The organism is Paludibaculum fermentans, from assembly GCF_015277775.1.
In the GTDB taxonomy this organism is placed as follows: domain Bacteria; phylum Acidobacteriota; class Terriglobia; order Bryobacterales; family Bryobacteraceae; genus Paludibaculum; species Paludibaculum fermentans.
In genome coordinates this window covers 2172949-2197324 of the sequence record NZ_CP063849.1, presented here as the reverse complement: position 1 = coordinate 2197324, position 24376 = coordinate 2172949, and the positions used below count along the sequence as shown (strand labels likewise).

Sequence of the window (24376 nt, the reverse complement as noted above, 5' to 3'; positions counted from 1 at the left end):
ACGCCCTGGCCTGTCATTCTCGTATTTGAATGAGAAATAATCATCCTGCAGCGTACTGATTGATCAGAATGCCTCGATCCGCTCGATTCATTGCGCCCGGTGTAGCGCATCACATTACTCAACGTGGTATCGACCGCCAGTCGGTGTTCCATTCCCGCCGTGACCGGCTGACCTACCTGAGTTTATTAAGGGAACAGGCGGCCGTCAGCAACCTCCCGATTCTGGCTTATTGCCTGATGGCCAATCACATACACCTGATTGCCGTACCGCACGAGGCGCCCGTCCTAGCTGAAGTCATGCAGCGAGTGCACGGCCGGTACGCACAGTATCTGAACGCTCGCCGGGGTCGTTGTGGGCACCTTTGGCAGAACCGTTTCAATTCCTGTCCGTTGTGGGGGCGGTCCCGGTGGCCGAAACGGCAAACCAGGACGCGCCCTGGATTCGCATGCCCAGCGGGAATCTGCTGCACGCGGCGCTGGCCGAGCAGGTGATGCTCATCCTGATAGTGCTCTACCTGCAGTGGATCGCGCTGGTGCCGGTCGGCTTCTCCTGGGGCCAGGGCTGGCGGGGCGGGACGTTCGTCCTGCTCATGATTGCTCCCCTGCTGCCGCTCATCTTCCCGATGCCCTTCTGGAGTGAGTCCGTCACTCATTCGGGCGTGGCTTTGACTCCGTGGGCGGTTCACCTGCTGCCTGCCAACGGAGCCGTCCTGGCCGGACTGGCCCTCTCGGCCGCCTTGCTGGGATTGTGGCTGATGTTCCAGTTCTTCGAACGCACGGACCTGGCGCAACAGCCCGTGCCGTCAGGCAATTCGCTACTGGGCATGTAGCCAGGGAAGACGCCGCGGACCAGCCGGCGCTCCAACCGGTTGTGCCGCGAAGGGGAGTGGGCGCTCGTGGCCAGCGGGCGAGGCTCGCTCGCTGCGAGGGAATGCATGCGGAATCTGCCTGAAGATGCTGGAAACGAGAACCATGGCGGTGGGCTCGCGATCGACCGGTTTCGGTTTCTTGCCGAGAATCTGAGCCGATCTATCAACGCGAGAACTTCGCCCTGCTGCCGCACCGCATGCCGGTGGCTGATAGCTCATCTGCGTGGGAGTGGTAATTAGGGAGTCATTGAAGAATGGACTGGTTCGCGGTTCCCGTTTGTGGCGGGAGCCCGGTGCGGCCATCCCGAGGCTCCAGTGCACTCTCGGAATGGAGAGTCTCGGAGGATTTCAAGGACTCCGGCATCGGCAGAGGCTCCCTTAGGTTTACTGGCGCGGCCCACAGGGCCAGAGTGGGAGTTCCTGACAAAGTTCCTGACTTAGTTGAGCTGCGGTAGAGCGCCTGCACGTCATTGCCCGCATCACGGCTCAGGACCGTGGATGGTGGACGTCCTCGTCTGTCACGCTCGCTTTCTTCCGCAGATATTCAATACCGGAATCTCCAGAATTCCAATATCGGAAGCCTTACCAGACCTGGTGATCCAAACTGACGGGGTGCTGTTCTCAGCAGCCGAAGTCCTGGCGAGGAGCAGCCGCCATGCGAGCTTCTTGCCGGCATATTCGCACAGTTCGTGGTAGACAACCTGAGGAAGCCTCGCCTGTCATTCATTACCGTCGAGAATGGATGCTTTTGCGGCATTTCGCGAAGCGACAGACCAGGACGTCCCCGTGCCGTCCCCGTGCCCCCGTACTGCCGGCGATTCGCCAAATGACAGGACGTCCCCGTGCTGCGTACGTGCTAAGATCTCCCGGAGGCTAGGATCGCCATGGCTTTCGTATCTGACTCCAGACACCGCGCTCGATACGCCGTCTCTCCCGCCGCAGATAAGCAGATTGCCGATATCAAGATCCTGTTGGAGGCCATACGCATTCTGCCGATATGCACGCCCATGAAGTGTACCAATCCACAAGCCATTGAAAAGGAAAGCCTTACAGTCTCAGTCCACTCGCCGTCCGACGCTTGCCCGCTCGAAGTCCGGATACCTGTTCGTCCTCTACAGTCCAGCAACTGGCCTGAATGCAATAACATACAGGGCACAATCACACCCATCCTTAGACCATAAAGTATCCCGGAGTACGCATTTAACCCATCGAAATGGCCACTGGGACGGGTCGCGATCTTGAAGGGCAGCGAGTCAAGGCCGCCGACCTCACGAGCGAGCAGCCGCTCACTCCGCATTCCAGCCCACCCCCACACCCTCCTCACGAAGCTCCGCCTTCCCCCGCAGTATTCCCCCGTTTTGCCACATTGAGCTTCTTTCATCACACGACGATCAAAAAAATCTTCTCCAATGCAATCAGCCAATTGCAGACATTCCTCTCCTAGATCCTTGGTCCACGCCCCCTAAGAATGGGTATAGAGGATATTTCACATGAACAGCCCCGTACCTGACGCTGGCGCCTTCCCGGACACCGGCCTGCTGACCCTCCGCCCCATCCAGCAGGTGCACTGAACCCAAGGCACTCCCGAACAGGAACCCGGAAAGGACCCACCCCATGCCCCTGACCCAAATCTCCGAAAAGCGCCTCGCTGCCAACCGAGCCAACGCCCGCAAATCCACCGGCCCCCGCACCGCCGCCGGCAAAGCCAAGGTCTCCGACAACGCCCGCCGCACGGGAGCCTACAGCGAAGACCACCGCATGCCGCCCCGCATCGAGGCCCACTTCCGAGCCCTCGCCGAGGCCCGCACCCAAAACCTGGCCGATCCCACCCTGCGCGACCTCACGTACGAGTGGCACATGCTCCAGGGCCACCTCACCCTCCACGAGAGCCGCGAACGCGCCCTCTTCAACGCCGGACTCGAATACGGCCGCGGCAACGAGGACATCGCCCGCGACTGGGTCCTCCGCCAGCACGGCTTCATTCAGGCCCTCAATCGCTACGCCGGTTGGATCCAGCTGCGCCTCCGCCGCGTCGAAGCCGCCATCCTCGCCACCCCCACCGGCCTGGACCACTTCGCCGAACTCCTGGCCTCCTGCGAGCCGTCCGGGTCCGAAGCCACCCAACCCACCGCGAATTTTGAGGGAACAAACCCATCTGCTCCGGAACCGCCGGCCAGCCAGCCCGTCCCGCCGGAACCCACCGCAATTTTTGAGGGAACAAACCCATCGGCTCCGGAACCGGCGGCCAGCCAGCCCGCCGTCCCCGAACCCACCGCCGAATTTGAGGGAACAAACCCACTTCCCTCTTTCCGCCCCACCCCGGCAGTTCCTGGTGGAAGTCCCGCGAGACCGGCTTCGGTGCGAACGCGTCCGCGCGGCTGCCGCCACAGGCTGACAGGTCGATGGGGGCACTCCGGCAAGAAAGCGCCGATGCACACGGTCATTGGACAGAGGCACCCGGTCGGGACGGGCTCTCCGGTCAATTTCACAAGACTCGGGCAGCGCACCGGCGTCGGCACAGTCGCGCCGCGTGCCTCTTGCCCGCTGCCGCCCCTCATCCCGCAGGAGCAGTGGCACCGTGAAAGCCCCTCCCGGGTTGCCGGGCAGCCGGCCGGAGTTCGGGTCATGAAACAGAAACTCCGGGCCCTGGAGCCCGGAGTTTTCATCCAAATGGATTCGCTTCTACGAACAGCCTGTGGCGACAGAGGTCCAGTTGCGCGACCTCGGCCCCATCCGGCTAGGCTCGCCGGCGGCGCCAGGCGGCCACGGCGGCCAGCCCCAGTCCGCTCAATGCCCAAGTTGTGGGCTCCGGGACCGGGTTGCCACTCGGCAGGGTGGAGGAAGTGGTGACCAGCAGGTTCCGGAAATCCACGGAATTGCCTCCGGGATTCGGCGTGTAGAGGTAAAACCGGAAGGTGATGGCATTCTCTGCCGACGCATCGAGATCGAAAGACTGCAGCGCGGGTGCGGCCGCTGAGCCCCCCGGCAAAACCTGGTTGATGAGATCCGAAGTGTAACCGTCCAGGCTGGAACGAACGAAGTAGCCGCGCGGGTCCGAGGATCCGCCCTTGCCGACTTCATACGCCACATGCAGTTGGCCTAACGTCACCGGCGTGAGGCCGAGCGTGACAGCGAAGAAACTGTTGTTGATCAGTGCGAGGCCCGCCGATGTACTGCCGCTATTCGGATAGGCCTCCAGCACCACGCCGAAGCCGTCGTTGCCAACACTGGTGCCAGACAGAATGTGGGAGGTATCCAGGTTCTCCGTTACCCCGGAACCAACGACGCTGGCGCTGAAGTTCGCGCTGAAAGGGTAAAGAACAACGGTTGCCGCATGACTGGGTACTGCTGCTACTACCAGCAACAGGCAAACTGCTAACAGCAAGTGCTGCGAACAGAGGCGGGCGAGACTGAATTTCACTGATCCTCCGTGAGACGGATCTATCGATCCAGCCCGAGTATACACGCGTTAGTACTAGTACTACCGTTTTATATGAAAATATTTTAATGCTGGCTTGTTTGCGGGAGCGCAACCACCCTGCCACGTCCGCAAAGAGACGCTTCGCGACAGACAAGGAGGGCTTGGCGGAGCTGGCGGGGGCTGTGACCAGCCTGCCTGCACGGCTCTCGGTTGGACACCGCGGACCGCCGTCCAGTGGCGGGATAGAGTGCTGATGCACGCGCTGGCTTCTCAAGGTAGCTCGGTCGGGACGGACCGTCCCCCTCCCTGTTTCTCTCTCTCGCTGTGGCGGCTAGTGGTCCTGCTGGATCGCCTGCTGGATGCCCTTCAAAAGCTGGGCTGCGGTGTACGGCTTCTGCAGGAATCCGGCCGTCACCTCGCTGGCCAGTTCCTCGCGTGCGAACGTCTCGCTATATCCGCTCGATAGCACGATGGGCACTTCGGGCCGGATCGCCCGGATCAATCCCAATGCCGTCTGGCCGCCCATCACGGGCATGGTCATGTCCAGCAACACCGCCCGGATCTCTCCCGCATGCTGCCGGAAGAGGTCGACGGCTTCGTGTCCGTCCGCGGCAACCAGCACGGTATACCCGGATTGCTTCAGAATGAGTCCGGCCAACTGTGTGAGGGACGGCTCGTCGTCGGCAATCAAGATCGTTCCGGTACCCCGTGGAACCTTCGACAACGGCGCATCGGCCACCCGCAGGATACCCGCCGGCACCGCCGGGAAGGAGACCGTGAACGTTGTCCCTTTGCCGGGAATGCTATCCACCTGCAATGCGCCCTTGTGGCCGCGTACAATGCCCGATACGACGGCCAGCCCCAGGCCGCGCCCGGTGAACTTCGTCGAGAAGAACGGGTCGAAGATCTGGGCCTTCGTGGTCTCACTCATGCCGGATCCCGTGTCCTTCACCTGCAGGAAGATGTCCGCTCCCTCGCCCACGAGGCCGGTTGTCACCCGGACGGTGCCGCCTTCCTCGCCAATCGCCTCCGCGCCGTTGATGATCAGGTTCATCACCACCTGGCGGATCTGGCTGGCGTCCGCTTCCATCCAGGGCAGCTCCGGCTTGAGTTCGAGTTCCATCCGGACCGTCTTGGGGATGCTGGCGGCAATCAGCGGCAGCATCTCCGAGATCAGCGCCGACAAGTCGAAGCGGCTGATCACGAACTTGCCCTTGCCGGCATACGCCAACAACTGCGCCACCAGTTCGGCCGCCCGGACGCTGGAGCGCTCAGCGATCTCGATGATCGGATAGGCGGAGTCGTCCGGAGACAGGTTGTCCTTCACCAGCGTCAGGCTGCCCATGACGCCCGTCAGCAGGTTGTTGAAGTCGTGGGCGATGCCGCCGGCCAGAACCCCGATGCCTTCCATCTTCTGGGCCTGCTGCAGTTCCTGGGCGGAGCGGCGGAGCTCGGTCACATCGCGAATCAAGACTCCGTACTCTCGCGTCTCGCCGTGTCCCAATGAAGCCAGGACGCTGGTGCCCAGGAAGCGCGTACCGTCGTTCCGCACGCGCCAGCTCTCCCATTCCACCCAGCCGGAAGCATCCGCCTCGGACATCGGCTGCTGCAGTCCCTCGGCGGGCACGCCGTCGGCGGCCGAAAGAAGGCTGGCGTCCTGGCCCATCACCTCGCCCTCGCGGTAGCCAAACAGTCGCTCCGCGCCACTGTTCCAACTGGTGATCCGGCCGGTCGGGTCCACCGTGAGCAGGGCGTAGTCCTTGACGCCGTCAAAGAACAAGCGGTACCGCTGGCTCGTCTGGGCCAGTCGTCTTTGCAGGATCGCCGCATAGCGCTGCCCCAGAAACGCCTGGCCCAGCGCCATCAGCAAGCCCGCATACAGCTGAAGCGTGGGCGGCGCTATGGGTACCTGGTGGATCGCCATTGCCCATAACTCCTGCGGCGAGACCTGCCGGTCTCTGGCCACCCGTTGCAGCCGCAAAGGCTCGGGGTAGCGGCAGAAGACCTGCCCCGCAATCAGCGTGCCCAAGTGCTGGCTGCCCAGGCACAGAGGCACCGCGATATGAGCCAGTCCGGCCTGGTCCTGCACCATCGACACGCCATTTGTCTTCAGGGCCTCTTCGGCCGCTCGGCAGTGCTGCCCGGCGCTCAATAGACAGAAGGGGCACACGGAATCGCCGGACTTCCCCTGGCCGCTCTGCGCCAGGGTCCAAACGGGCTGCGGATTGTGGCACTCGCCCAGCAGGCGCCCCTCCGGGTCGGACAGTGCCACGGCCAGTTTCATGGTGCGGGCAAACGTCTCCAGCACCGTGGTCCAGCCGGCCGGATCCAACAGCTCGGCACGCCATTCCGGAGAGAGATGGACATAGCCATACTCCTCCTCGGAAAGGCTGGCATCTGCCCTGAGGATCTCAGCCGCGCCAGGGGTGAGGCCGAAGGGAGCTCGGTGTGCACTCATATTTTGTTCAGTGGCAGGACCGGGACGGTCAGCCGGCTCGGAGCCCGGCTCAGGATGCCGGAGTATTTGGAGAGCGGCTGCACACTGGCAACCTGCTCGTCGAAGGGTAGAAGCGTGATGCCGCCTTGTCCGATCACATACTCCCGGCTATCGATCTCGTGCTTGCTGCCCCGTGACTTCACGACCGTGAGGCAGCGGCGCAGCGAACTGTTGATCTCCACGAGGCTCAATAGGATGATGTTGTCCACAATCGAGCTCACGGGGAAATCCGGCATGAAGGACGAGAGCCCCAGAAACTCGGGGTTCTCATAGCTGAAGAAGGTTGTCATCAGCCTGTGCTTGCTGTACGCCACTAGCGCATGAAAGAAGTCGCGGTAGACACCCTGGTCGACCAGGGCCGTGCTGTAGCTCGTCATGCCGTCGATGACCATGCGCTGGATATTGTGCTCCTCGATGGTCCGCACGATCTTGGCGAAATGGACGTCTATGTTCAGTTCCTGCGGGCTGTCGAAAAGGACGTGGATGGTGCCATTGTCGATCTGGGCCTGCAGATCCAGGCCGATGGTTTCAGCATTGCGGACAATCTGCGCGGGGTGTTCATCCAGTGAGATCAGCAGCCCTTTCAGATTCAGGTTGATCGCTCCCTGCCGCAGGATCTGCGTGCCCAGGACGGTCTTGCCCACGCCGGAAAGTCCGACCACCATGGTGGTGGACCCATCCAGGATTCCGCCGCCCAGCAATGTGTCCAGCGCCTCCACTCCGATGGCCGAGCGCCGCGCCTTGGAGGTGGGCTGGGCGAGAGTCAGGCGCAGCGGCGCCTGGACCCGGCGGAACATTTGCAGGCCCTTGCCGTCCACGATTTCCAGGGAGTGCTCTCCATGGTCATAGCCTTGGCCGCGGCTCTTGACGATCTCCACACTGCGCAGGATTCGCCGGTTAAACAGCGTTCGCCGCAGCCGGATGATCGTGTCGGCCAGGGCGCCTGCCGATTCCAGCGTCATCAGCGTATCGGGGGAGGTCCCGATTTCGTGGGAGAGCATCGTCGTCAGATGCACCCGGTCGAGCCCTTCGAGGAGCTGTTGGAGCGTTTCCCGGTAGGAGCCTGGTCCGGCCGCCGTGATTGCGCCGATCATCAGGGGCGATCGACGCAGCAGGCCGATGCCATCGATGAAGATCCGGCGGGCCCCCATTTCGGATGCTGTCTCCAGCAACAGGCTATCCACCGCTTGCAGCTCCTGATCCAGGACGCTGGGGCTGGTGAAGATGATCTGTAGCTTGTGCTGCTCCTGTAGTGCCGCCAGCTCCCAGCCCATCGAGGCGGCGTCCCGGATCAGCTTGTCGGGGCTGACTTCGAAGACGACGATAATTCCGGGCTCGTTGAACTCGGTAATCCCGCGGTAGATGAACTCGGTACCCAGCAGGGTCTTGCCCGTGCCGGTTGTTCCTTCGACGAGAATCACATTGGACCTCGGAATCCCGCCCAGCAGGAGCTCATCCAGGCCGCAAATACCAGTCTGAACCACTTTGTCCGCCGTCCCTTCGTACGCTGTCTTCATGAACATCTCCGGCGCCCAGCAGGCGTCCCCCCCACAAGCTGCACGTGGACGCCCGCTCGGGTTCCGCTGCAATGGGCGGCCAGCGCCGGGCACGGGAAATCCAGCAGGGTCAATGTGGGAATGTCTGGCGGAATCCTGGCAATTTCTCCGAATTGCGAGCCGGGCCGCCGTTGCCTCTCAGTGACTTAACGGAGGAATAGGCCGAGATTGATGCAGCCGGCCTGCGCTTGTGATCTCCTCAGGAAGGGAGCCTGGAGCGGCAAACCCGCATCTGCCCACGGTCGCCGAGGATTGGGCCGTACGCCCAATCGGGCGCTGGCAAATATTGGTCAGGCGACGCCCGGGCGTCACCGGCAAGGCGGCAAGGGGATTCCCGCCTGACTCTCAAATTTCCTCGGGCAGGGCTGACCGCCCACCGCCACCCAGCCGTTCCTCGGCCATCCTTTGTCCCAGGACAGCCTCGCCGTACGCGGCGTACACCCCCTCGAACACCCGGTCCCAGGACTGGCTCTCCGCAAACTCTCGCGCCGGCTGCCGCATCCCCCAGCGCAGTTTGTTGTCGAGCGCCAGCCTGACAACCTGTTCGACAAAGGCTTCCCGGGTCGCGCCAATCAGGCCCGTCTCACCCGGCCGCACCAGGAACCGCGGACCCCCTCGTCCCGTGACCACGACGGGGACTCCGCTCGCCATGGCCTCGACGACAACATTCCCGTATGTGTCGGTCTCCGAAGGAAACACGAACAGATCCATATCCGCATAGGCCCGGGCCAGCTCAGGCCCGCGCAGCACTCCGGTGAATCGGGCCCGCCGCAACCGCGACTCCAGCCATGCGCGCTCGCTGCCGTCCCCGACAATCAGGAAGGAGTAGCGGCCTGGCATCACCCGTTCCAGGGCCTCCTCCAGAGCAGCCAGCAGCCGCACATTCTTCTCCGGCGACAGCCTCCCCACGAACCCGATGAGCACCTCGTCCGCCTCCACGGGCCGTGCGCGCAGGGAAGGATGGAACGTCTCGGGGTTGCTCCCGCGCCTCATGAGGCGCACCGGGCGCCCGGTGCGCTCGTGCAGCAACGTGCACAATTCCGGACTCGGCGCCAGCAGCACGCGCGCCAGTTGGTAGAAACGCGCGGTCAGCGCCAACGCGGCCCGCTCCCCAAGCTCGTCCACGCGCCCGGCCAGTGAGCCTGGCCAACCCTGCAGCATCCGCCGCAATCGCCGGCCCGCATACTCGTGTACGTTCGTATGCCACGACAGCACCAGCGGCACACCCAACCGATGCGCCAGCCAGGCTGCCGGCAACCCCATATCGCCAGGGCCCGTGGCGTGGATCACATCCGGTTCAAACTCACGCAACAGCTTCAAGACGGCCGGCAGATTCCGCCAGCAAAGCAGGTCGAACGACAGGTCGCGCTCCAGGCCCAGCCGCCAACGGCTGCGCTCATACTCCGCGATCCAGAACTCACCCTGCTTTTCGAGCGCGGCCTTCGCTCCATAGTGAATCGACAGGAACGGATACTGACGCCGCCGCGCAAACTCGTGCAGGCTCCGACTGGTCAAGGCGACGCCGTTCACCTCATGGAAGCTGTCAGTGAAGAACGCGACCCGCGGGATCACAGGGCCGCCTCCTCGCTGCCGGCCAGCGCTGCGCGCACCATGTCGTGCACCCTGGAGTTGCTGAACAACTGTACGAGGCCCACGAAGTAGCGCACCACGGCCGGGCCTTCGCCGCCCCACAACTCGGCGATGGTCACCGGCTCGCCTTGCTCCGGTTGAAACCACACTCGCTGCGCCCACGACTCGCGGCCCGCCGCATCCGGCAGGTGGCACAGCGCGTCGCGCAGCACCTCGAAGCATCGCAGCAGGAACGCCTCGCGAAACTGCGGCAGCACCAGCATGTGGCTGGCGCCGTGTGTCCTCACCTCGTCCACAAACTCACAGAAGGTCGCCGCGTGGGTCAGGTTGACCACCGCATTCGGTTCCAAACCGTGACGGTCTCCGCCGGAGATTACAGGCAAGCCGCAGTCCAGGCCGAGATCCAACACCGCCCGGTTCTCGCTCCAGGGCCGCAGCCCGTTGAACTCCAGCGCATGGATCCAGCCGCGGTGCCTGTGCAGGAAGCCCGCGATCAACGCCGCATGGCGCGCCGCCCCGATGCACGCCTCGTCCCAAAGTGGATGGTTCAGCACCACCAGCGTCTCGCGGGCGGAGCTCAACTCCTCCAGCAGGCCAGCCAGCAGCGCCGGGTCCGGGCTCTGTGTATATTCGCGCATGCCCGCCTCCAGTGCCGGCAGCGGGCCATGTGGAATGTTGTGGACGCCCAGATGCACGAACGACGGCCCAAACGGCACCGTCCACTCCACTGAGTGCGGCACGATCCTGGACGGCTCCACCACGGTCAACAGCCTGGGAGCGTCCATGTTGTCGTGGTCCGTCAAGGACACCAGCGCCTCCAGGCCCAGCTTCTCAGTGATCTGCCGGGTCTCCAGTTCCAGTGCCTGCGGGCCGCCCAGCGGAGGCGTCCACCAGGCTCTCGTATAGTCGAGAGCCCGGCCTGTGCGCTCGCGATACCGCCGCTCCTGTGCGCTCACCAGGGGGCCGAGCACGGGAATGTGCGGCACATGCCTGGGAATGAACGACAACGTTTCCCGCGAGTGCATCGTGTGGCTGTGCAGCGAGACGCCTCGCCGATACCGCGCCGCCGCCTTGGGCTCGCGCCAGTGCAGGTCCATTCTGGTCCGGTTCACTCTACCTCCCTCGGCGCCGCGAATCAGGCCGGCCGCGCCGCGCACTCATCTGGACCAGGATCAGCGAAGGGTCCTTGCAGCTTGATGGAGAATCGATGAAACTGCGGAAACATTGCGGCCTGTTTCTGTTCCAAGCGGATGGCTTATCCCTTCCACAGACCGACGCGCAGAAACCCGGCCACCAGGTCCGGAGTCCGCCGCAGATCGTCTCGCAGCGAAGTCCCGCCGGCGCCCGTCAGGTAGGCGCCCTGCCGTGTGCAATGCAGATGGAAGAGCGTTGACAGAATCGTGAAGACCGTCGAAGCCCAAAGCCCCGTCCGCCAGTGCGGCGTGCCGCGCAGGATGTGCAGGACCAGTTCCAAAACCTGCAATCCCAAGGGCAGCGCCACCAGGCTCACCATCGCCCCGTGCCACGCCGGTTGAACATGCCGCAACGACTGTGTGACGGCCCCGCAAAATCCTGTGGTGGCCACCCTCAGTAAGAACTCCACGGCCATTGCACCGGCCGCGGCGCGCCAACCCGATCTCAAGGTGGCGGCCAGGAAGAGCAGCGCCCGGACTGTGGCACTCAGCAGGGCGGCCTTCCAATGCCAACCGGACCAGAGTACGTCCGCCGGCTCATTCAGCGTGCGCCGCAAGGCGACGCCCAGGCTCTCAGTCTGCCGCGGGGAGGTCAAGCCATCAGGCTAGTAGCAAACCGTTCCAGTTCGATGACAAATCGGAGCCAAATCCATGGAGCCGTTCGTCGAGAGGCCTACCGACGTACATATTCGTCTTGACAAGAAAAGTATTCGGTGCTGAACTGGAACGGATCCATGGCGGCCTTGCCCCAGCTCGAAATAGTCCGCGATCCGGCCCGTGCGGCTGCCATGATGCAGCCTGTGCGCCTGCGGATCCTGCACGAGCTGCGGGAGCCGCAGTCGGCTTCCTCCATTGGCCGGCACATCGATCTGCCGCGGCAGCAGGTGAACTATCACCTGCGCGAACTCGAGAAAGAGGGCTTCCTGTGCTTCGTCGAGGAGCGGCGCAAAGGGAACTGCGTGGAGCGGATCGTCCAGGCGACGGCCCAGTCCTATCTCATCAGCCCCGAAGCACTGGGCGAGCTGGGCGCTACGCCCGAGGTGCAGCGCGACCGCTTTTCCGCCGCCTATCTGGTTGCGGCCGCGGCTCGCATCATTCGCGATCTGGCGGTGCTGGGCTTGCGGTCGCGCCGGGCGGGCCAGCGGCTGTCGACCCTCACGCTAGAGACCGAGGTACGTTTCCGCAATGCGGCCGACCGTCATGCCTTTTCGGAAGAATTGACGACGGCCCTGGCGCGGCTGACCGCGCGCTATCACGACTCGGCGTCGCCCGAAGGCCGGATCTTCCGGTTTGTCGCCGGCGCTTATCCAGCCATCACGAAACAGCAGGACGACGGCCCCGAGGGGGCACAACTCGACTAAGGGAGGAAGGCATGAGCGAAGGCAAACGGAATCTCGATCTGAGTGTAGAGATCGATGCGACACCGGAACAGGTTTGGAAGGCGATCAGCGAGGGCGACCAGATCACGCGCTGGTTCGCGCCGATTGCGAGGGTGGAACCCGGCGAGGGTGGCAAGGTGACCATCTCCTGGGGCCCGGGCATGGAGGGTACGGCGCCCATCACGGCCTGGGAACCCGGCAAGCGTCTGGCCTGGACAGAGGATCACGGGGCGAAGGGGCCGCGTGTGGTGGAGTTCCTCATCGAAGGTGGGGCGGGGAAGACAACGCTGCGGCTGGTGCATTCGGGGTTCGGGGCGGACGCCTCGTTCGACAATGAGTACGAATCCTCTGGCGGGGGCTGGTCTTCCTTCCTGCAACTACTGCGGCACGACCTCGAAAACACGCGCGAACTGCCTGCGCAAACCGTGAACAAAATGGCAATGATCCAGCGCCCGCCGGCCGAGTTGATGGCGGAGTTGAAGGCGGCCCTTGCCTATGAGGAGACCGGATCCGGGCAGTACAAGGCCACACTACCCGGCGGCGCCAGCGTCTCCGGAGCCATCGTCTTCCAGAAGGATCCGGGTTACCTGATTCTTGGGCTGGATTCAATCCACGGCGGGACGGTGGGGCTCTTTGCCGAGAAGTGGGGCGACACGACGGCCCTCACCAACACCTGGTACCTCAAGGGCGAGGCGGCGGCCGGGGCCGATACGCTGCTGCAGGGTTGGGATGAGTTGACTGAGCGGCTGGCCAAGGCGAGTTGATGGCAAGGGGCCCGCTGGCGCATGGTCCAGCGGGCCCCTTGTGAATTCCTCGAGTACGCGCGATGATTTCTCCCATGCGATTCACGAGTCTGGTGGGAGTTCTCCTGGCTGTCTGTCCGCTGGTGGCCCAGCAGCAGGATTTCAGCAAGGTGCAGATGAAGGTCACCAAGGTGGCCGGCAACGTCTATATGTTGGAAGGCGCCGGAGGCAATATCGGCGTCTCGGCCGGCGAGGATGGCATTGTCATTGTCGACGACCAGTTCGCGCCGCTGGCCGGCAAGATCCGCGAGGCTCTCCGGGGCATCGTTGATAAGCCGGTGCGGTTTGTCATCAATACTCACTATCACGGCGATCACACGGGCAGCAATCTGGAGTTCGGCGGCAGCTCGACCATCATTGCCCAGGACAATGTTCGCAAGCGCCTGATGGGGCAGGGCACTACGCCGCCCGGCAAGCCGGCCAACCCGGTGCAGCCCAAAGGCGCCTTGCCGGTGGTCACGTTTGAACACGACGTTACGGTTCATATGAACGGCGAGGATATCCGGGCGCTGCACTTCCCCTCGGGTCACACGGACGGCGACTCCATCATCTTCTTCCCGCAGTCGAACGTGGTCCACATGGGTGACGACTTCGTCCGGTATGGCTTTCCCTACATCGATGTCGACAGCGGCGGCAGTATCGATGGGATGATCGACGCCATGGAAAAGGCGATCGGCCTGCTGCCGGCCAATGTGAAGGTGATCCCCGGGCACGGGGCCATCGCATCGATCGACGACGTCCGAGAGTTCGTGAAGATGCTGAAGGAGACGCGGGACGTGGTGAAACAGGGCATGGACAGCGGGAAGTCAGCCAATGACTTGAAGAAGGAAAAGGCGCTGGCGGCGTGGCAGAAGTGGTCCGGCGCGTTCATCACCACCGACGGCTGGATCGACACCATCTACAACTGCTTGAGCGGGCAGAAGAACGTCGGCTTCACGAAGCACAACTAAGCGGAGCGGGGTGCCCTTCTACAATGGAGGCACGATGCTGCTGCAACGTGTCGCGCGGACCATCGGGAAATACCAGATGCTGCGGCAGGGTGACGTGGCCGGGGTCGCCGTGTCCGGCGGCGCCGACTCAGTGTGCCTGGCGGGAGTCCTGCGGGCGCTGGCGGGCCAATTGGGGTTCCGGCTCCATATCCTACATCTGAATCATGGACTCAGGGGTGCGGAATCAGACGGGGATGCCGCGTTTGTGGCGTCCCTGGCGGAGGAGTGGGGCCTGCCCTGGACCATCCAGCGCGCAGAACTCGACACGACCCACGGCAATCTGGAACAGGAAGCGCGGCGGGCGCGGCAGCGGTTCTTCGCGGAGGCCACCCGGACTCTGGGCTTGAGCCGGGTGGCGACCGGGCATACGCTCTCCGACCAGGCGGAAACGGTGCTCTTTCGATTGGTGCGCGGCAGCGGACCGGGCGGGCTCGCCGGGATTCTGCCGGTCACGGCGGAGGGCCTCATCCGGCCATTGCTGGAGGTAGAGCGGGCGGAGGTCCGGCAGTGGCTGGGCTCGCAGGGGCTGTGGTGGAGAGAAGATTCGTCGAATCTTGACCTTCGTTTCCGTCGCAATGTCCTGCGGCAGCGGATCCTGCCCGATCTGGAGGAGCACGTGCGCGCCGGTTCCGGCCGGGCGCTGGCGCGGCTGGCCTCGATCGCGGCCTCAGAAGAAGACTACTGGCGCGAGAGTGTCGAGGACGCCTTCCGCCGCTCGATCACCGGAGAGAATCCGTACATTTTCAACACGATAGAGCTGCGGCGGCTGCATCCGGCCCTGATCCGGCGCGTCCTGCGGCTGGGCCTGGAGCGGACGGCCGGTTCGCTGAGGCGTTTCACGCAGGAGCATGTCGAGCGGTTGCTGCGGCTCGTCCTGCAGGCGGATGGGGAGGGGCAGGCGGTGTTGCCGGGCGTGACGGCGCGGCGATCGTTTGAATGGCTCAGGCTGGCGCCGCCGGAACTGGAGCGGGCGGCCGATTGGGCGATCGGCTTGCCGGAACCCGGCCGTGCCTCAGCCGGGCCGGTGACGCTGGAAGTGGTTGAGGACGCAACCGTTTGCCCACCCCCGGCGGACGGCGCGGAATGCCTATATAATGTAGGCAGAGATTGGTTGGATTTCGATCGTCTGTCTTTTCCTCTGATCCTTAGGAACTTGCACGCTGGTGATACGTATCAACCAGTAGGGCGGGACAGACCGGTGAAGTTGAAGCACCTGATGCAGTCGGAGCGGGTGCCCTCATGGAACCGGCCGGATTGGCCGATGATCGTATCGAAGGGCCGCATCGTTTGGGCTCGGAGGTTTGGAGCAGCCGCCTGGGCGGCAGCAGGTCCAGGCACTCGGCGTGTATTGCGAGTGGGTGAGGTTGAGGGAATTCGCGGGTAAAGTGGGCTCCAAAGTAGAAGTTACGGACGGCCAGTGAATCAAAGTGGCCGCGGAATGCGTCTGAAGTAATAGCGTTACAATCGGTTGAACCGGTTCTAAGCGCGTTGGAGAGGGAATGAACTCGAACGTCAAAACAGCAATCTTCTGGGTCGTGTTGGTCTGCGTGGCCATCCTGCTTTGGACAGTGGTCAAGCAGAACACCGCCCGGACCGTGCAGGACTTGTCCTTCACTGATTTTCTCAAACAGGTGGAGGCCGGCCGCGTTAAGGAAGTCGAGATCGCAGGCACGGAAGTCCGCGGGCAGATGGACGATAAGACCCCTCTACACACCGTCGTGCCGCTGGGCTACGACAAAGTGTATGACCTGCTGCGCGAGAAGAACGTGGTGGTGCGCATCAAGGACAACAGCTCCAGCACCTGGATCACCGTCGTGATCAATGCGATTCCCTTCGTCCTGCTGCTGGCCTTCTGGGTCTTCATGATGCGGCAGATGCAGAGCGGCGGCAACAAGGCCTTGAGCTTTGGTAAGAGCCGAGCCCGCATGCACAGCTCGCAGCAGAAGAAAGTGACATTTAAAGACGTCGCCGGCGTGGAAGAAGCCAAGGAAGAGCTGCAGGAGATCATTGAATTCCTGCGCGAACCCCAGAAATTCCAGAAGCTCGGCGGCCGCATCCCGAAGGGCGTCCTGCTCATCGGACCTCCCGGTACGGGCAAGACCTTGCTGGCCCGCGCCATCGCTGGGGAAGGCAACGTTCCCTTCTTCTCGATCTCGGGTTCCGACTTTGTCGAGATGTTCGTCGGCGTCGGCGCGAGCCGTGTCCGCGACCTCTTTGAACAAGGCAAGAAGAACGCGCCCTGTATCATCTTTATCGACGAAATCGACGCTGTCGGCCGGCACCGCGGAGCGGGCCTGGGCGGCGGACATGATGAACGCGAACAGACCCTCAACCAGTTGCTGGTGGAGATGGATGGTTTCGAGTCGAACGAGGGTGTCATCCTCGTGGCCGCGACCAACCGTCCCGACGTGCTGGATCCCGCCCTGCTCCGTCCGGGCCGCTTCGACCGCCGCGTGGTGGTAAGCCTGCCTGACGTGAAGGGCCGGGAGATGATCCTGAAGGTCCACACCAAGAAGACTCCGCTGTCGGACGACGTGGATCTCTCGGTGATTGGCCGCGGCACCCCCGGTTTTGCCGGCGCCGACCTGGCCAACCTGGTGAACGAAGCCGCGCTGCTGGCTGCCCGCCAGAACCGCAAGGTCGTCACCATGGCGGACTTCGAACTGGCCAAGGACAAGGTCATGATGGGCGCCGAACGGCGTTCCATGATCCTCACGGAAGAAGACAAGAAGGTCACGGCTTACCATGAAGCCGGCCACGCCCTGGTGGCTGCGCTAATCAAGGAAGCTGACCCGCTGCACAAGGTTTCGATTGTCCCGCGCGGCCGCGCGCTGGGCATCACCATGCAGTTGCCGACGGGCGACGTGCTGAACCGCAGCAAGGCTCAGATGGAGTCCCGGTTGACGGTCTGCATGGCCGGCCGCCTGGGTGAATGGCGCTACACGCATCAACTCTCCACCGGAGCCCGCAACGACATCGAACAGGCCACGGAACTGGCCCGTGCGATGGTGTGCGACTACGGCATGAGCCGCCTGGGTCCGATCAGCTTCGGTAAGAAGGACGAGCAGATCTTCCTGGGCCGCGAAATCGCGCAGCATCGCGACTTCAGCGAAGCCACGGCGATCAAGATCGACGAGGCCGTCCAGGAGATGGTCGAGGACGCCGACAAGCGTGCGCACTCGATCATTGAAGAGTACGGCTGGGCGCTGGAGCAGATTGTCATTGCCCTGCTGGAACGCGAATCCATCGACGGTGAAGAAGTGAAGGCGATTCTCGCCGGGAAGCCGGGCAAGTCCGCGATTGTGGGCGAGTCACCGGATGAGGGCCACCAGGAAGTGCTGCGGCCTGAAGTCCGGCGCGCGAATCCGCCGCTGATTGACGGGGAGCGTCCGCAACCGGCGTGATCCCTCCTTACCGCGTATACCTGTTTGACGTCGACGGCACCCTGCTCGACTCCGCGTCCGATATCTGCGGCGCGGTTCGCGAAGCCTTGGGTGCCGAAGGCGTCTTTGATCTCGACGAAGCCTACCTTCGCAGCTTTGTAGGCTTCCACCTGTTCGACCTCTTTGAAGAGGTACTGCCCAACAATACGCGCCAGCAGAATGAAGCACTGCTGGCGCGCTACCGCAAGATCTACCTGAATCGGAAGCATCGCACGACCCGCATCTACGACGGCGTGCCGGAGATGCTCACCGCGCTGGGCGGCTTGAAGTCGACGGCCACCACCAAGAGCAGCGACACGGCGCGCGCGATCCTGACGCAGTTCGGCCTGGTCTCGCACTTCAACCACGTGCAGGGCACCGACGGGTTCCCGTCGAAGCCCGAGCCGAACGTGATCACCAAGTCCCTGGAGCTGTTCGGGGTCAGGCCGGAAGAGTGCCTGATGATTGGCGATGCCGCTCCGGACATGGAAGCCGGCCGCCGCGCCGGCGTCAAGACATGTGGTGTTGCGTGGGGCTACGGCGACCACGACGCCATGCGTTCGCATGCTCCCGATTACTGGGTCTCTCATCCAAAAGAGTTGGTGTCATAATCGTTCTCAGCGAACGATTATGACCCTCTCCCGCCGTCATCTCCTCTCCTCCCTCCTGGCCGCTCCGCTGGCTGGTTTAGCCGCCCCCGCCCCTGGCCGATTCAAGGTATCCCTGGCCGAATGGTCCATTCACAAGGCCATCCAGCAGGGCAAACTCACGAATCTCGATTTCCCCCGCATCGCCAAGGAAAACAACTGCGAAGGCCTGGAGTTCGTGAACACGCTCTGGGGTTCGCCCACCGCCGGCTACATCGCCAGGCTGAAGCGCCGCATGGCGGACACGGGCACCAAGCCGGTGCTGATCATGGTGGATGACGAAGGCATGATGGGCCATTCCGACAAGGCCCAGCGCATGAAGGCCGTCAAGAACCACCACAAGTGGGTGGACGCCGCGGCCGAGGTGGGGTGCCACTCCATCCGCACCAACATGTACCCGGAGAAGCAGCCCACGACTCCGGCGGAGATCGAAGCCTTCCTCGGCTACTGCGCGGAGAGCTTCACGGCCCTGTGCGGCTACGCCAAGACCGCGGGGATCAACATCATCATCGAGAATCACGGCGGCATCTCGTCGAATCCCGATGTCGTGCTCTCGCTGATGAAGAAAGTGTCGCTGCCCAACTTCGGCACCCTGCCCGACTTCGGCAACTTCCCCACCGAGATCGACCGCTACGCTGCGGTGACCAAGCTGATGACCTACGCCAAGGGCGCCAGCTTCAAGTGCCACTTCGATGGACCGAACAACACCGAAGAGGTCTACGACATCCCGAAGATGCTGAAGGTCGTTGAGGCGTCGAAGTACTCCGGCTATATCGGCATCGAGTTTGAAGGCAGCAAGCTGGATGAACTCGAGGGCATCAAGCTGGGCCGCAAGGCGCTGCTCGACTACGGCGTCTAGCCGTCTGAACCGAATCGCCCGCGGCGAGGCCGGCGCGCCGCGGGCAGCCTTTCCCTCTGCCGGCGTCCTGTTCCCTGGATTGTCCGGCCCACTCTTATGTCATCGCTCAAAACCGCCTCCTCCCTCCTGCTCCTCTCCTTCCTAGCCGCTTCCGCCCATGCCCAGGTCGTCATCAGCCAGGTGTACGGCGGGGGCGGGAATAGCGGGGCTCCGCTGAATAGCGACTATGTGGAGCTGTTCAATCCCGGATCCTCGACCGTGCCGCTGGATGGCCTGTCGCTGCAGTACACCAGCGCGACCGGCACAGGGAACTTCGGAGCGACCAGCGGCCAGATCACCCTGCTGTCGGGGTCGCTGAACGCGGGCCAGTATTTCCTGGTGAAGATGAGCTCGGGCACCACCGGGGCGGACCTGCCGGCTCCCGACCTGACGGGTACGATCAACCTTTCGGCGACGGGCGGGAAGGTGGCGCTGGTTTCGGGTACGGCGGCGCTCGATTGCAATGGCGGCAGCGCTGCGTGCAGTGCGGCCTCGGTGGCGCGGATCCTCGATCTTGTCGGGTTTGGCACGGCGAACTACTACGAGGGCGCAGGACCAGCGCCCGCGGCCAGCAACACCACTGCCTTGTTCCGGGCCGGAGCGGGGTGCGTCGATACCAACAACAATGCCGCCGACTTCAGTACGGGGGCTCCGGCGCCGCGCAATGCGGCCTCGCCCACGCAGTTGTGCGGAGTGAGTACCCCGGTGCGGATCCTGACGGATGCGGTGCTGCCGGAGGCCACGGTGGGCGCCGCTTACAGCCAGCAGCTTGCGGCTGCGGGTGGATCGGGCGCTTACACTTGGAGCGCGCTCAGCGGGCTGCCGTCGGTTGGCTTGAGCCTGACGGCCAGCGGCTTGATCTCCGGCACGCCTACGGGCGCGGCCACGCTCAACATCAGCGTCCGTGCGACTGATGCGGCCGACCCCGCCAACTCCTCCGATGGCACGTTTACTCTCACCGTCAATTCGAACATTCCGACGTGCAGCCTGACCCATGAGATCTGGCAGATCCAGGGCAGCACCGCCACCTCGCCGGTCACCGGGCGGAACGTGGTTACGCGCGGGGTCGTCACCGGCCTGCGGACCAATGGGTTCTTTGTGCAGTCGCCGGCTCCGGGCGACAATAACCCCGCGACCTCCGATGGCGTGTTCGTCTTCACGTCCAGCGCTCCTCCGAGCGCGGCGGCGATCGGCAACGACGTGTGCGTGAGCGGACAGGTGCAGGAGTATGTTCCCTCCAGTGATCCGTCCAGCCCTTCCATGACCGAGATCGCGGGCTCGCCGAAAGTTACGCTCATGGGCGCGGGCACGGTGCCGCCGGCCGTGACGATCACCGCCGCCGACACGCTGGTGAACAGCCTCGACAACCTGGAGAAGTACGAAGGCATGCGGGTGCGCATCGACTCGCTCACCGCCGTGTCGCCCACCCAGGGCAGCGTCAACGAAGCGGCGGCGACCTCCACCTCCAACGGCGTCTTCTATGGCGTGCTGGCCGGTGTGAAACGGCCCTTCCGCGAAGCGGGTGTCCAGGTGCCGGACCCGCTGCCGGCGGGCTCGCCGTGCTGCGTGCCGCGTTTTGACGGCAACCCCGAGAGGATCCGGATCGATAGCGGAGCCCAGCCCGGCGCCGCGCTGCTGGAGGTCACTTCCGGCGCCACCATCGCGGGTCTGGTGGGCGTGCTCGACTATGGCCTGCGGACTTACACGCTGCTGCCCGAGGCCGGCGTGAACGCAGCGGTGTCCGGCGTGGCTGCGGCCGTGCCCGTGCCCGATCCCGCGGCGGATGAGTTCACTGTGGGCGGCCTCAACGTGGAGCGCTTCTTCGATACGGTGAACGACCCGTCGGTGAGTGACGTCGCGCTGACACAGGCCGCGTTCAACAACCGGCTCAACAAGCTGTCCTTGCTGGTCCGCAACGTCATGAAATCGCCCGATGTGCTGGGCGTGGCCGAGATGGAGAACCTCTCCACGCTGCAAAGCGTCGCGGCCAAGGTCAATGCGGATGCGGTGGCGCAAGGGCAGGCGAATCCCGGGTATCAGGCGTACCTGGTGGAAGGGAACGACGTCGGCGGGATCGATGTCGGCTTCCTGGTGAAGTCCACGAAGGTCGCCGTGGTGGACGTTGTGCAGTATGGCAAGGACACCACCTACCAGGATCCGGGCAGCAGCACGCCGGCGTTGTTGAACGACCGCCCTCCGCTGGTGCTGCGTGTTCGGGTCAATAAGGCAGGTTCGTCGACGGCGCTGCCCGTGACGATCATCGCCAACCATCTGCGCTCGCTCACCGGGGTGGACGATCCGGCCGACGGCGGCCGCATCCGCGCCAAGCGCCGCGCACAGGCCGAGTACCTGTCGGGGTTGGTGCAGTCGCGCCAGCAGGCGAATCCCGGCGAACTCATTCTGTTGCTGGGCGACTTCAACGCCTTCAGCGCCAGCGATGGCTACGTCGATGTTATCGGGACGATCAAGGGGACTCCGGCGCCCTTGTCTCAGGTCGTGCTGGCCAGTCCTGATCTCCTGAATCCCGATCTGTTTGAGCTGGAGGACACGCTGCCGGCCGAGGGCCGCTACAGCTACAGCTTCGACGGCAATGCCCAGTCGCTCGACCACATGCTGGCCAACGGCCACCTGATGCAGCGGCTCACCCGGTTTGCTGTCGCGCATGTGGACGCCGACTTCCCGGAGAGCTACCGCAACGATCCGAATCGGCCGGAGCGGCTTTCCGATCACGATGGCGAAGTCGCCTACCTGCGGTTGCCTGACACGGTCGATGTCACGGCCCAATGCAGTCTCGCGGCCACCCGCCTGAACTTCGGCACGGTGGACCGTGTCGCCACGGGCGCCGTGCGGGTACTGAATAACGGGACTGCTCCGATTGCCGGCCCGGTCTACCTGCAGTTCACGAATCTGCCGCCGGGCGTGACGCTGCTGAACGCCGACGGGCTCATCGCCGGGAGTCCTTACCTGGTGGTCTCGCGCAACGCGCTGGCCGCGGGCACACCGGTGAGCGTCCGCGTGCGGTTCGGCAACACGGGTCCATACGCGATCAGCTATACGCCCAAAGTGGTGACCGGATCGTTCTAGCCGGGACGCGGTTTGAGGTGGAGTCTACTTCACACGGGCGAGCAGATCGGCCAGATAGGTTCGCCCGTCGCCCTGCTTCTGCGACAGCAGCAGCAGTGTATTCCGGGCGTCGTCCAGCGCACGGTGCGCCGCCTCGGCCACGATGTTGTGATGGCGCAGCAGTTCCTGCAGGCCCTTGGAGCGGAAGCCCTTGTTGCGCCAGGCTACGCCGTCCATCGAGCAGACCCAGGGCAGGCGGCGCGTCTCGGGGTACATGCGTTCGATGAAGCCGCGGTCGAAGCGCGCGTTGTGGGCGATCATCATGGTGCTGCGGGCGAAGATGCTCCGCACCGCTGCGTCGTCCAGGGCCTTGCCGCGTACATCGTCCCAGGTGAGACCATGCGCCTCGGTGGCGCCGGCGGGGATCGGGCGGCCCGGATCGCGCAGGCCGGTGTACTCGTCCACTACTCCGTAGACTTCTCCGCTGATATGGTCGAACTCGAACAGGACGAGTCCCAGTTCGACTACTTCGTCCGTCGTGTTGCTGAGACCTGTTGTCTCGACATCGGCAATGCAGGCCTTCAATTTCATTGGGCGTTCAACGCTGCCAATTCTTTCAGATCCAGGCGGCCGGTGTAAATGGCCATGCCCAGGGCGCAATCAATTTGGAGCGCAGTCAACTGACGGATGTCGTCCAGCGTGGTGATGCCGCCGGCGGCCGTGATGTTCTTCCGCGTGGCGGCGCGCAAGCCGCGGAACCAATCGATGTCGGTGCCCTGCAACATGCCTTCTTTGTCGACGTAGGTCGCCAGGTAGGCTCCGCAGTAGGGCTCCAGTTGCGCGATCACCTGCTCGGCTGTGAGGTCCAGGCTGGCGGTCCAGCCCTTCACCGTGATGCGGCCGCCTTTGGTGTCGATGGCGATCATCACGCGTTCTGGCGTGACTTCCTGCGAGATGGCCGAGAGCAGTTCATGGTTCACGCCCGTCTGTGTGAACGCTGACGTTCCGACGATCACCGTGTCGGCGCCGCATTCCACCAGCGTGCGGGCGCGCTCAGGAGTCCTGACGCCGCCGCCCACGCGGCAGCGGGCCTTGCCGGCCAGCATCTCGACAATTGCGTTGTTCTCGCCGCGGCCCATGGCGGCGTCCAGGTCGATCACCTGGATCTCCGGGAAGTCGCGGAAACGCTCCAGCATCTCCAGGGGAGCGGCGCCTTCCAGCGCCTTCTCGCGGCCTTGTACCAGTTGAACGACCTTGCCGTCCTGCAGGTCGATACACGGAATAATCAAGCGGTTCTCCTCACCGGAATGCCGGCCTTCTCGAGCTCGGCTTTCAACTGATCCACGGTAAATGTGCCGTAGTGAAAAATGGAGGCGGCCAGTGCGGCGTCAGCTTCGCCGTCGGTCAGGACGCGGATGAAGTGTTCGGGCGTGCCCGCGCCGCCGGAGGCGATCACCGGGATGTGTGTGGCGCGTGACACTGCGCGGGTCAGGGCGCAATCGAAGCCGTCCTGCACGCCGTCGGTATCCATCGACGTGAGGAGGATCTCGCCGGCGCCCAGGGCTTCGCCGCGCGCCGCCCACTCCACCGCGTCGATGCCTTCGTCCACGCGGCCGCCCTTGGTGTAGACATTCCAGCCGCCCTTGCTGTTGCGTTTGGCGTCGATGGCCAGGACGCACGCCTGGGCGCCGAACTCGTGGCTGACCTCGGTGATCAGCTCCGGCCGCCGCACGGCTGCCGTGTTGACGCTCACCTTGTCCGCGCCGGAGTGGATGATGCGCCGGGCGTCCTCCACCTCGCGGATGCCGCCGCCCACCGTGAGCGGGATGAAGACTTTGCGCGCCGTACGGGCCACGACGTCCACCATGGTGTCGCGGCCGTCCGAAGAGGCCGTGATGTCCAGGAAGACGAGTTCGTCGGCGCCCTGTTCGTTATAGCGGTCGGCCAGCTCCACCGGATCACCGGCATCGCGCAGCCCGACGAAATTGACGCCCTTCACGACGCGGCCGCCGGTCACGTCCAGGCAGGGAATGATGCGTTTGGCCAGCAT

The 24376-nt window shown here is 64.0% G+C and carries 19 protein-coding genes; 10 read left to right on the top strand and 9 right to left on the bottom strand.

What is annotated here, in order from left to right; translation table 11 throughout:
- Positions 1–68: 68 nt before the first annotated feature.
- Entirely contained in the window at positions 69–491 is a 423-nt protein-coding gene (locus IRI77_RS38595; RefSeq protein ID WP_194451685.1) for a transposase, read from the top strand.
- On the top strand, positions 407–829 hold the full coding sequence (locus IRI77_RS08730; RefSeq protein ID WP_194453948.1) for a hypothetical protein: 423 nt from the start codon (positions 407–409) through the stop codon (positions 827–829). The genes IRI77_RS38595 and IRI77_RS08730 overlap by 85 nt, the downstream gene beginning before the upstream one ends.
- Before the next feature lie 2776 nt (positions 830–3605).
- Here the strand turns inward: IRI77_RS08730 and IRI77_RS08725 are convergent.
- The 6 genes from IRI77_RS08725 to IRI77_RS08705 all read right to left on the bottom strand — a co-directional run bounded on the left by IRI77_RS08725 (position 3606) and on the right by IRI77_RS08705 (position 11721).
- Positions 3606–4289: a PEP-CTERM sorting domain-containing protein gene (locus IRI77_RS08725; RefSeq protein WP_194451684.1), complete on the bottom strand. Its 684-nt coding sequence runs from the start codon at positions 4287–4289 to the stop codon at positions 3606–3608.
- A gap of 331 nt (positions 4290–4620) precedes the next feature.
- On the bottom strand, positions 4621–6747 hold the full coding sequence (locus tag IRI77_RS08720) for an ATP-binding protein (protein ID WP_194451683.1): 2127 nt from the start codon (positions 6745–6747) through the stop codon (positions 4621–4623).
- The gene (locus tag IRI77_RS08715) at positions 6744–8303 is read right to left on the bottom strand and encodes an ATPase domain-containing protein (RefSeq protein WP_194451682.1); all 1560 of its coding nucleotides are present in this window, start codon (positions 8301–8303) and stop codon (positions 6744–6746) included. The genes IRI77_RS08720 and IRI77_RS08715 overlap by 4 nt, the downstream gene beginning before the upstream one ends.
- 384 nt (positions 8304–8687) lie before the next feature.
- The gene (locus tag IRI77_RS08710) at positions 8688–9914 is read right to left on the bottom strand and encodes a glycosyltransferase (protein ID WP_228486649.1); all 1227 of its coding nucleotides are present in this window, start codon (positions 9912–9914) and stop codon (positions 8688–8690) included.
- Positions 9911–11044: a hypothetical protein gene (locus IRI77_RS37925; RefSeq protein WP_228486648.1), complete on the bottom strand. Its 1134-nt coding sequence runs from the start codon at positions 11042–11044 to the stop codon at positions 9911–9913. Before IRI77_RS37925 ends, IRI77_RS08710 begins: the two co-directional genes overlap by 4 nt.
- 143 nt (positions 11045–11187) lie before the next feature.
- Positions 11188–11721, bottom strand: a complete 534-nt coding sequence (locus IRI77_RS08705; protein WP_194451680.1) for a hypothetical protein — start codon at positions 11719–11721, stop codon at positions 11188–11190.
- A 138-nt stretch (positions 11722–11859) separates the two neighbouring features.
- Here IRI77_RS08705 and IRI77_RS08700 point away from each other — a divergent pair, with 138 nt between their 5' ends.
- The 8 genes from IRI77_RS08700 to IRI77_RS08665 all read left to right on the top strand — a co-directional run bounded on the left by IRI77_RS08700 (position 11860) and on the right by IRI77_RS08665 (position 22347).
- On the top strand, positions 11860–12486 hold the full coding sequence (locus IRI77_RS08700) for a winged helix-turn-helix domain-containing protein (protein ID WP_228486647.1): 627 nt from the start codon (positions 11860–11862) through the stop codon (positions 12484–12486).
- Between the two features lie 11 nt (positions 12487–12497).
- Positions 12498–13268 (top strand): SRPBCC family protein, encoded by a 771-nt coding sequence (locus IRI77_RS08695; protein WP_194451679.1) that lies wholly within the window; start codon positions 12498–12500, stop codon positions 13266–13268.
- Positions 13269–13342: 74 nt separating this feature from the next.
- Positions 13343–14257 (top strand): MBL fold metallo-hydrolase, encoded by a 915-nt coding sequence (locus tag IRI77_RS08690; RefSeq protein ID WP_194451678.1) that lies wholly within the window; start codon positions 13343–13345, stop codon positions 14255–14257.
- A gap of 34 nt (positions 14258–14291) precedes the next feature.
- The gene (tilS, locus tag IRI77_RS08685) at positions 14292–15680 is read left to right on the top strand and encodes a tRNA lysidine(34) synthetase TilS (protein ID WP_194451677.1); all 1389 of its coding nucleotides are present in this window, start codon (positions 14292–14294) and stop codon (positions 15678–15680) included.
- Between the two features lie 115 nt (positions 15681–15795).
- Complete coding sequence (gene ftsH, locus IRI77_RS08680) at positions 15796–17700, top strand: ATP-dependent zinc metalloprotease FtsH (protein ID WP_194451676.1); 1905 nt, start codon at positions 15796–15798, stop codon at positions 17698–17700.
- Complete coding sequence (locus tag IRI77_RS08675) at positions 17697–18329, top strand: HAD family hydrolase (protein ID WP_194451675.1); 633 nt, start codon at positions 17697–17699, stop codon at positions 18327–18329. The genes ftsH and IRI77_RS08675 overlap by 4 nt, the downstream gene beginning before the upstream one ends.
- Before the next feature lie 19 nt (positions 18330–18348).
- Complete coding sequence (locus IRI77_RS08670; protein ID WP_194451674.1) at positions 18349–19224, top strand: sugar phosphate isomerase/epimerase family protein; 876 nt, start codon at positions 18349–18351, stop codon at positions 19222–19224.
- A 96-nt stretch (positions 19225–19320) separates the two neighbouring features.
- A complete protein-coding gene (locus tag IRI77_RS08665; RefSeq protein WP_194451673.1) occupies positions 19321–22347 on the top strand; it encodes a lamin tail domain-containing protein in 3027 nt (1008 codons plus the stop codon).
- 24 nt (positions 22348–22371) lie between these two features.
- On the opposite strand, the gene IRI77_RS08660 is transcribed toward IRI77_RS08665, so the two are convergent.
- The 3 genes from IRI77_RS08660 to hisF are packed head-to-tail and all read right to left on the bottom strand — an operon-like array spanning position 22372 to position 24376.
- On the bottom strand, positions 22372–22917 hold the full coding sequence (locus IRI77_RS08660) for an exonuclease domain-containing protein (RefSeq protein WP_194451672.1): 546 nt from the start codon (positions 22915–22917) through the stop codon (positions 22372–22374).
- Positions 22914–23615 (bottom strand): 1-(5-phosphoribosyl)-5-[(5-phosphoribosylamino)methylideneamino]imidazole-4-carboxamide isomerase, encoded by a 702-nt coding sequence (locus IRI77_RS08655; RefSeq protein ID WP_194451671.1) that lies wholly within the window; start codon positions 23613–23615, stop codon positions 22914–22916. Before IRI77_RS08655 ends, IRI77_RS08660 begins: the two co-directional genes overlap by 4 nt.
- Entirely contained in the window at positions 23612–24376 is a 765-nt protein-coding gene (hisF, locus tag IRI77_RS08650; RefSeq protein WP_194451670.1) for an imidazole glycerol phosphate synthase subunit HisF, read from the bottom strand. Before hisF ends, IRI77_RS08655 begins: the two co-directional genes overlap by 4 nt.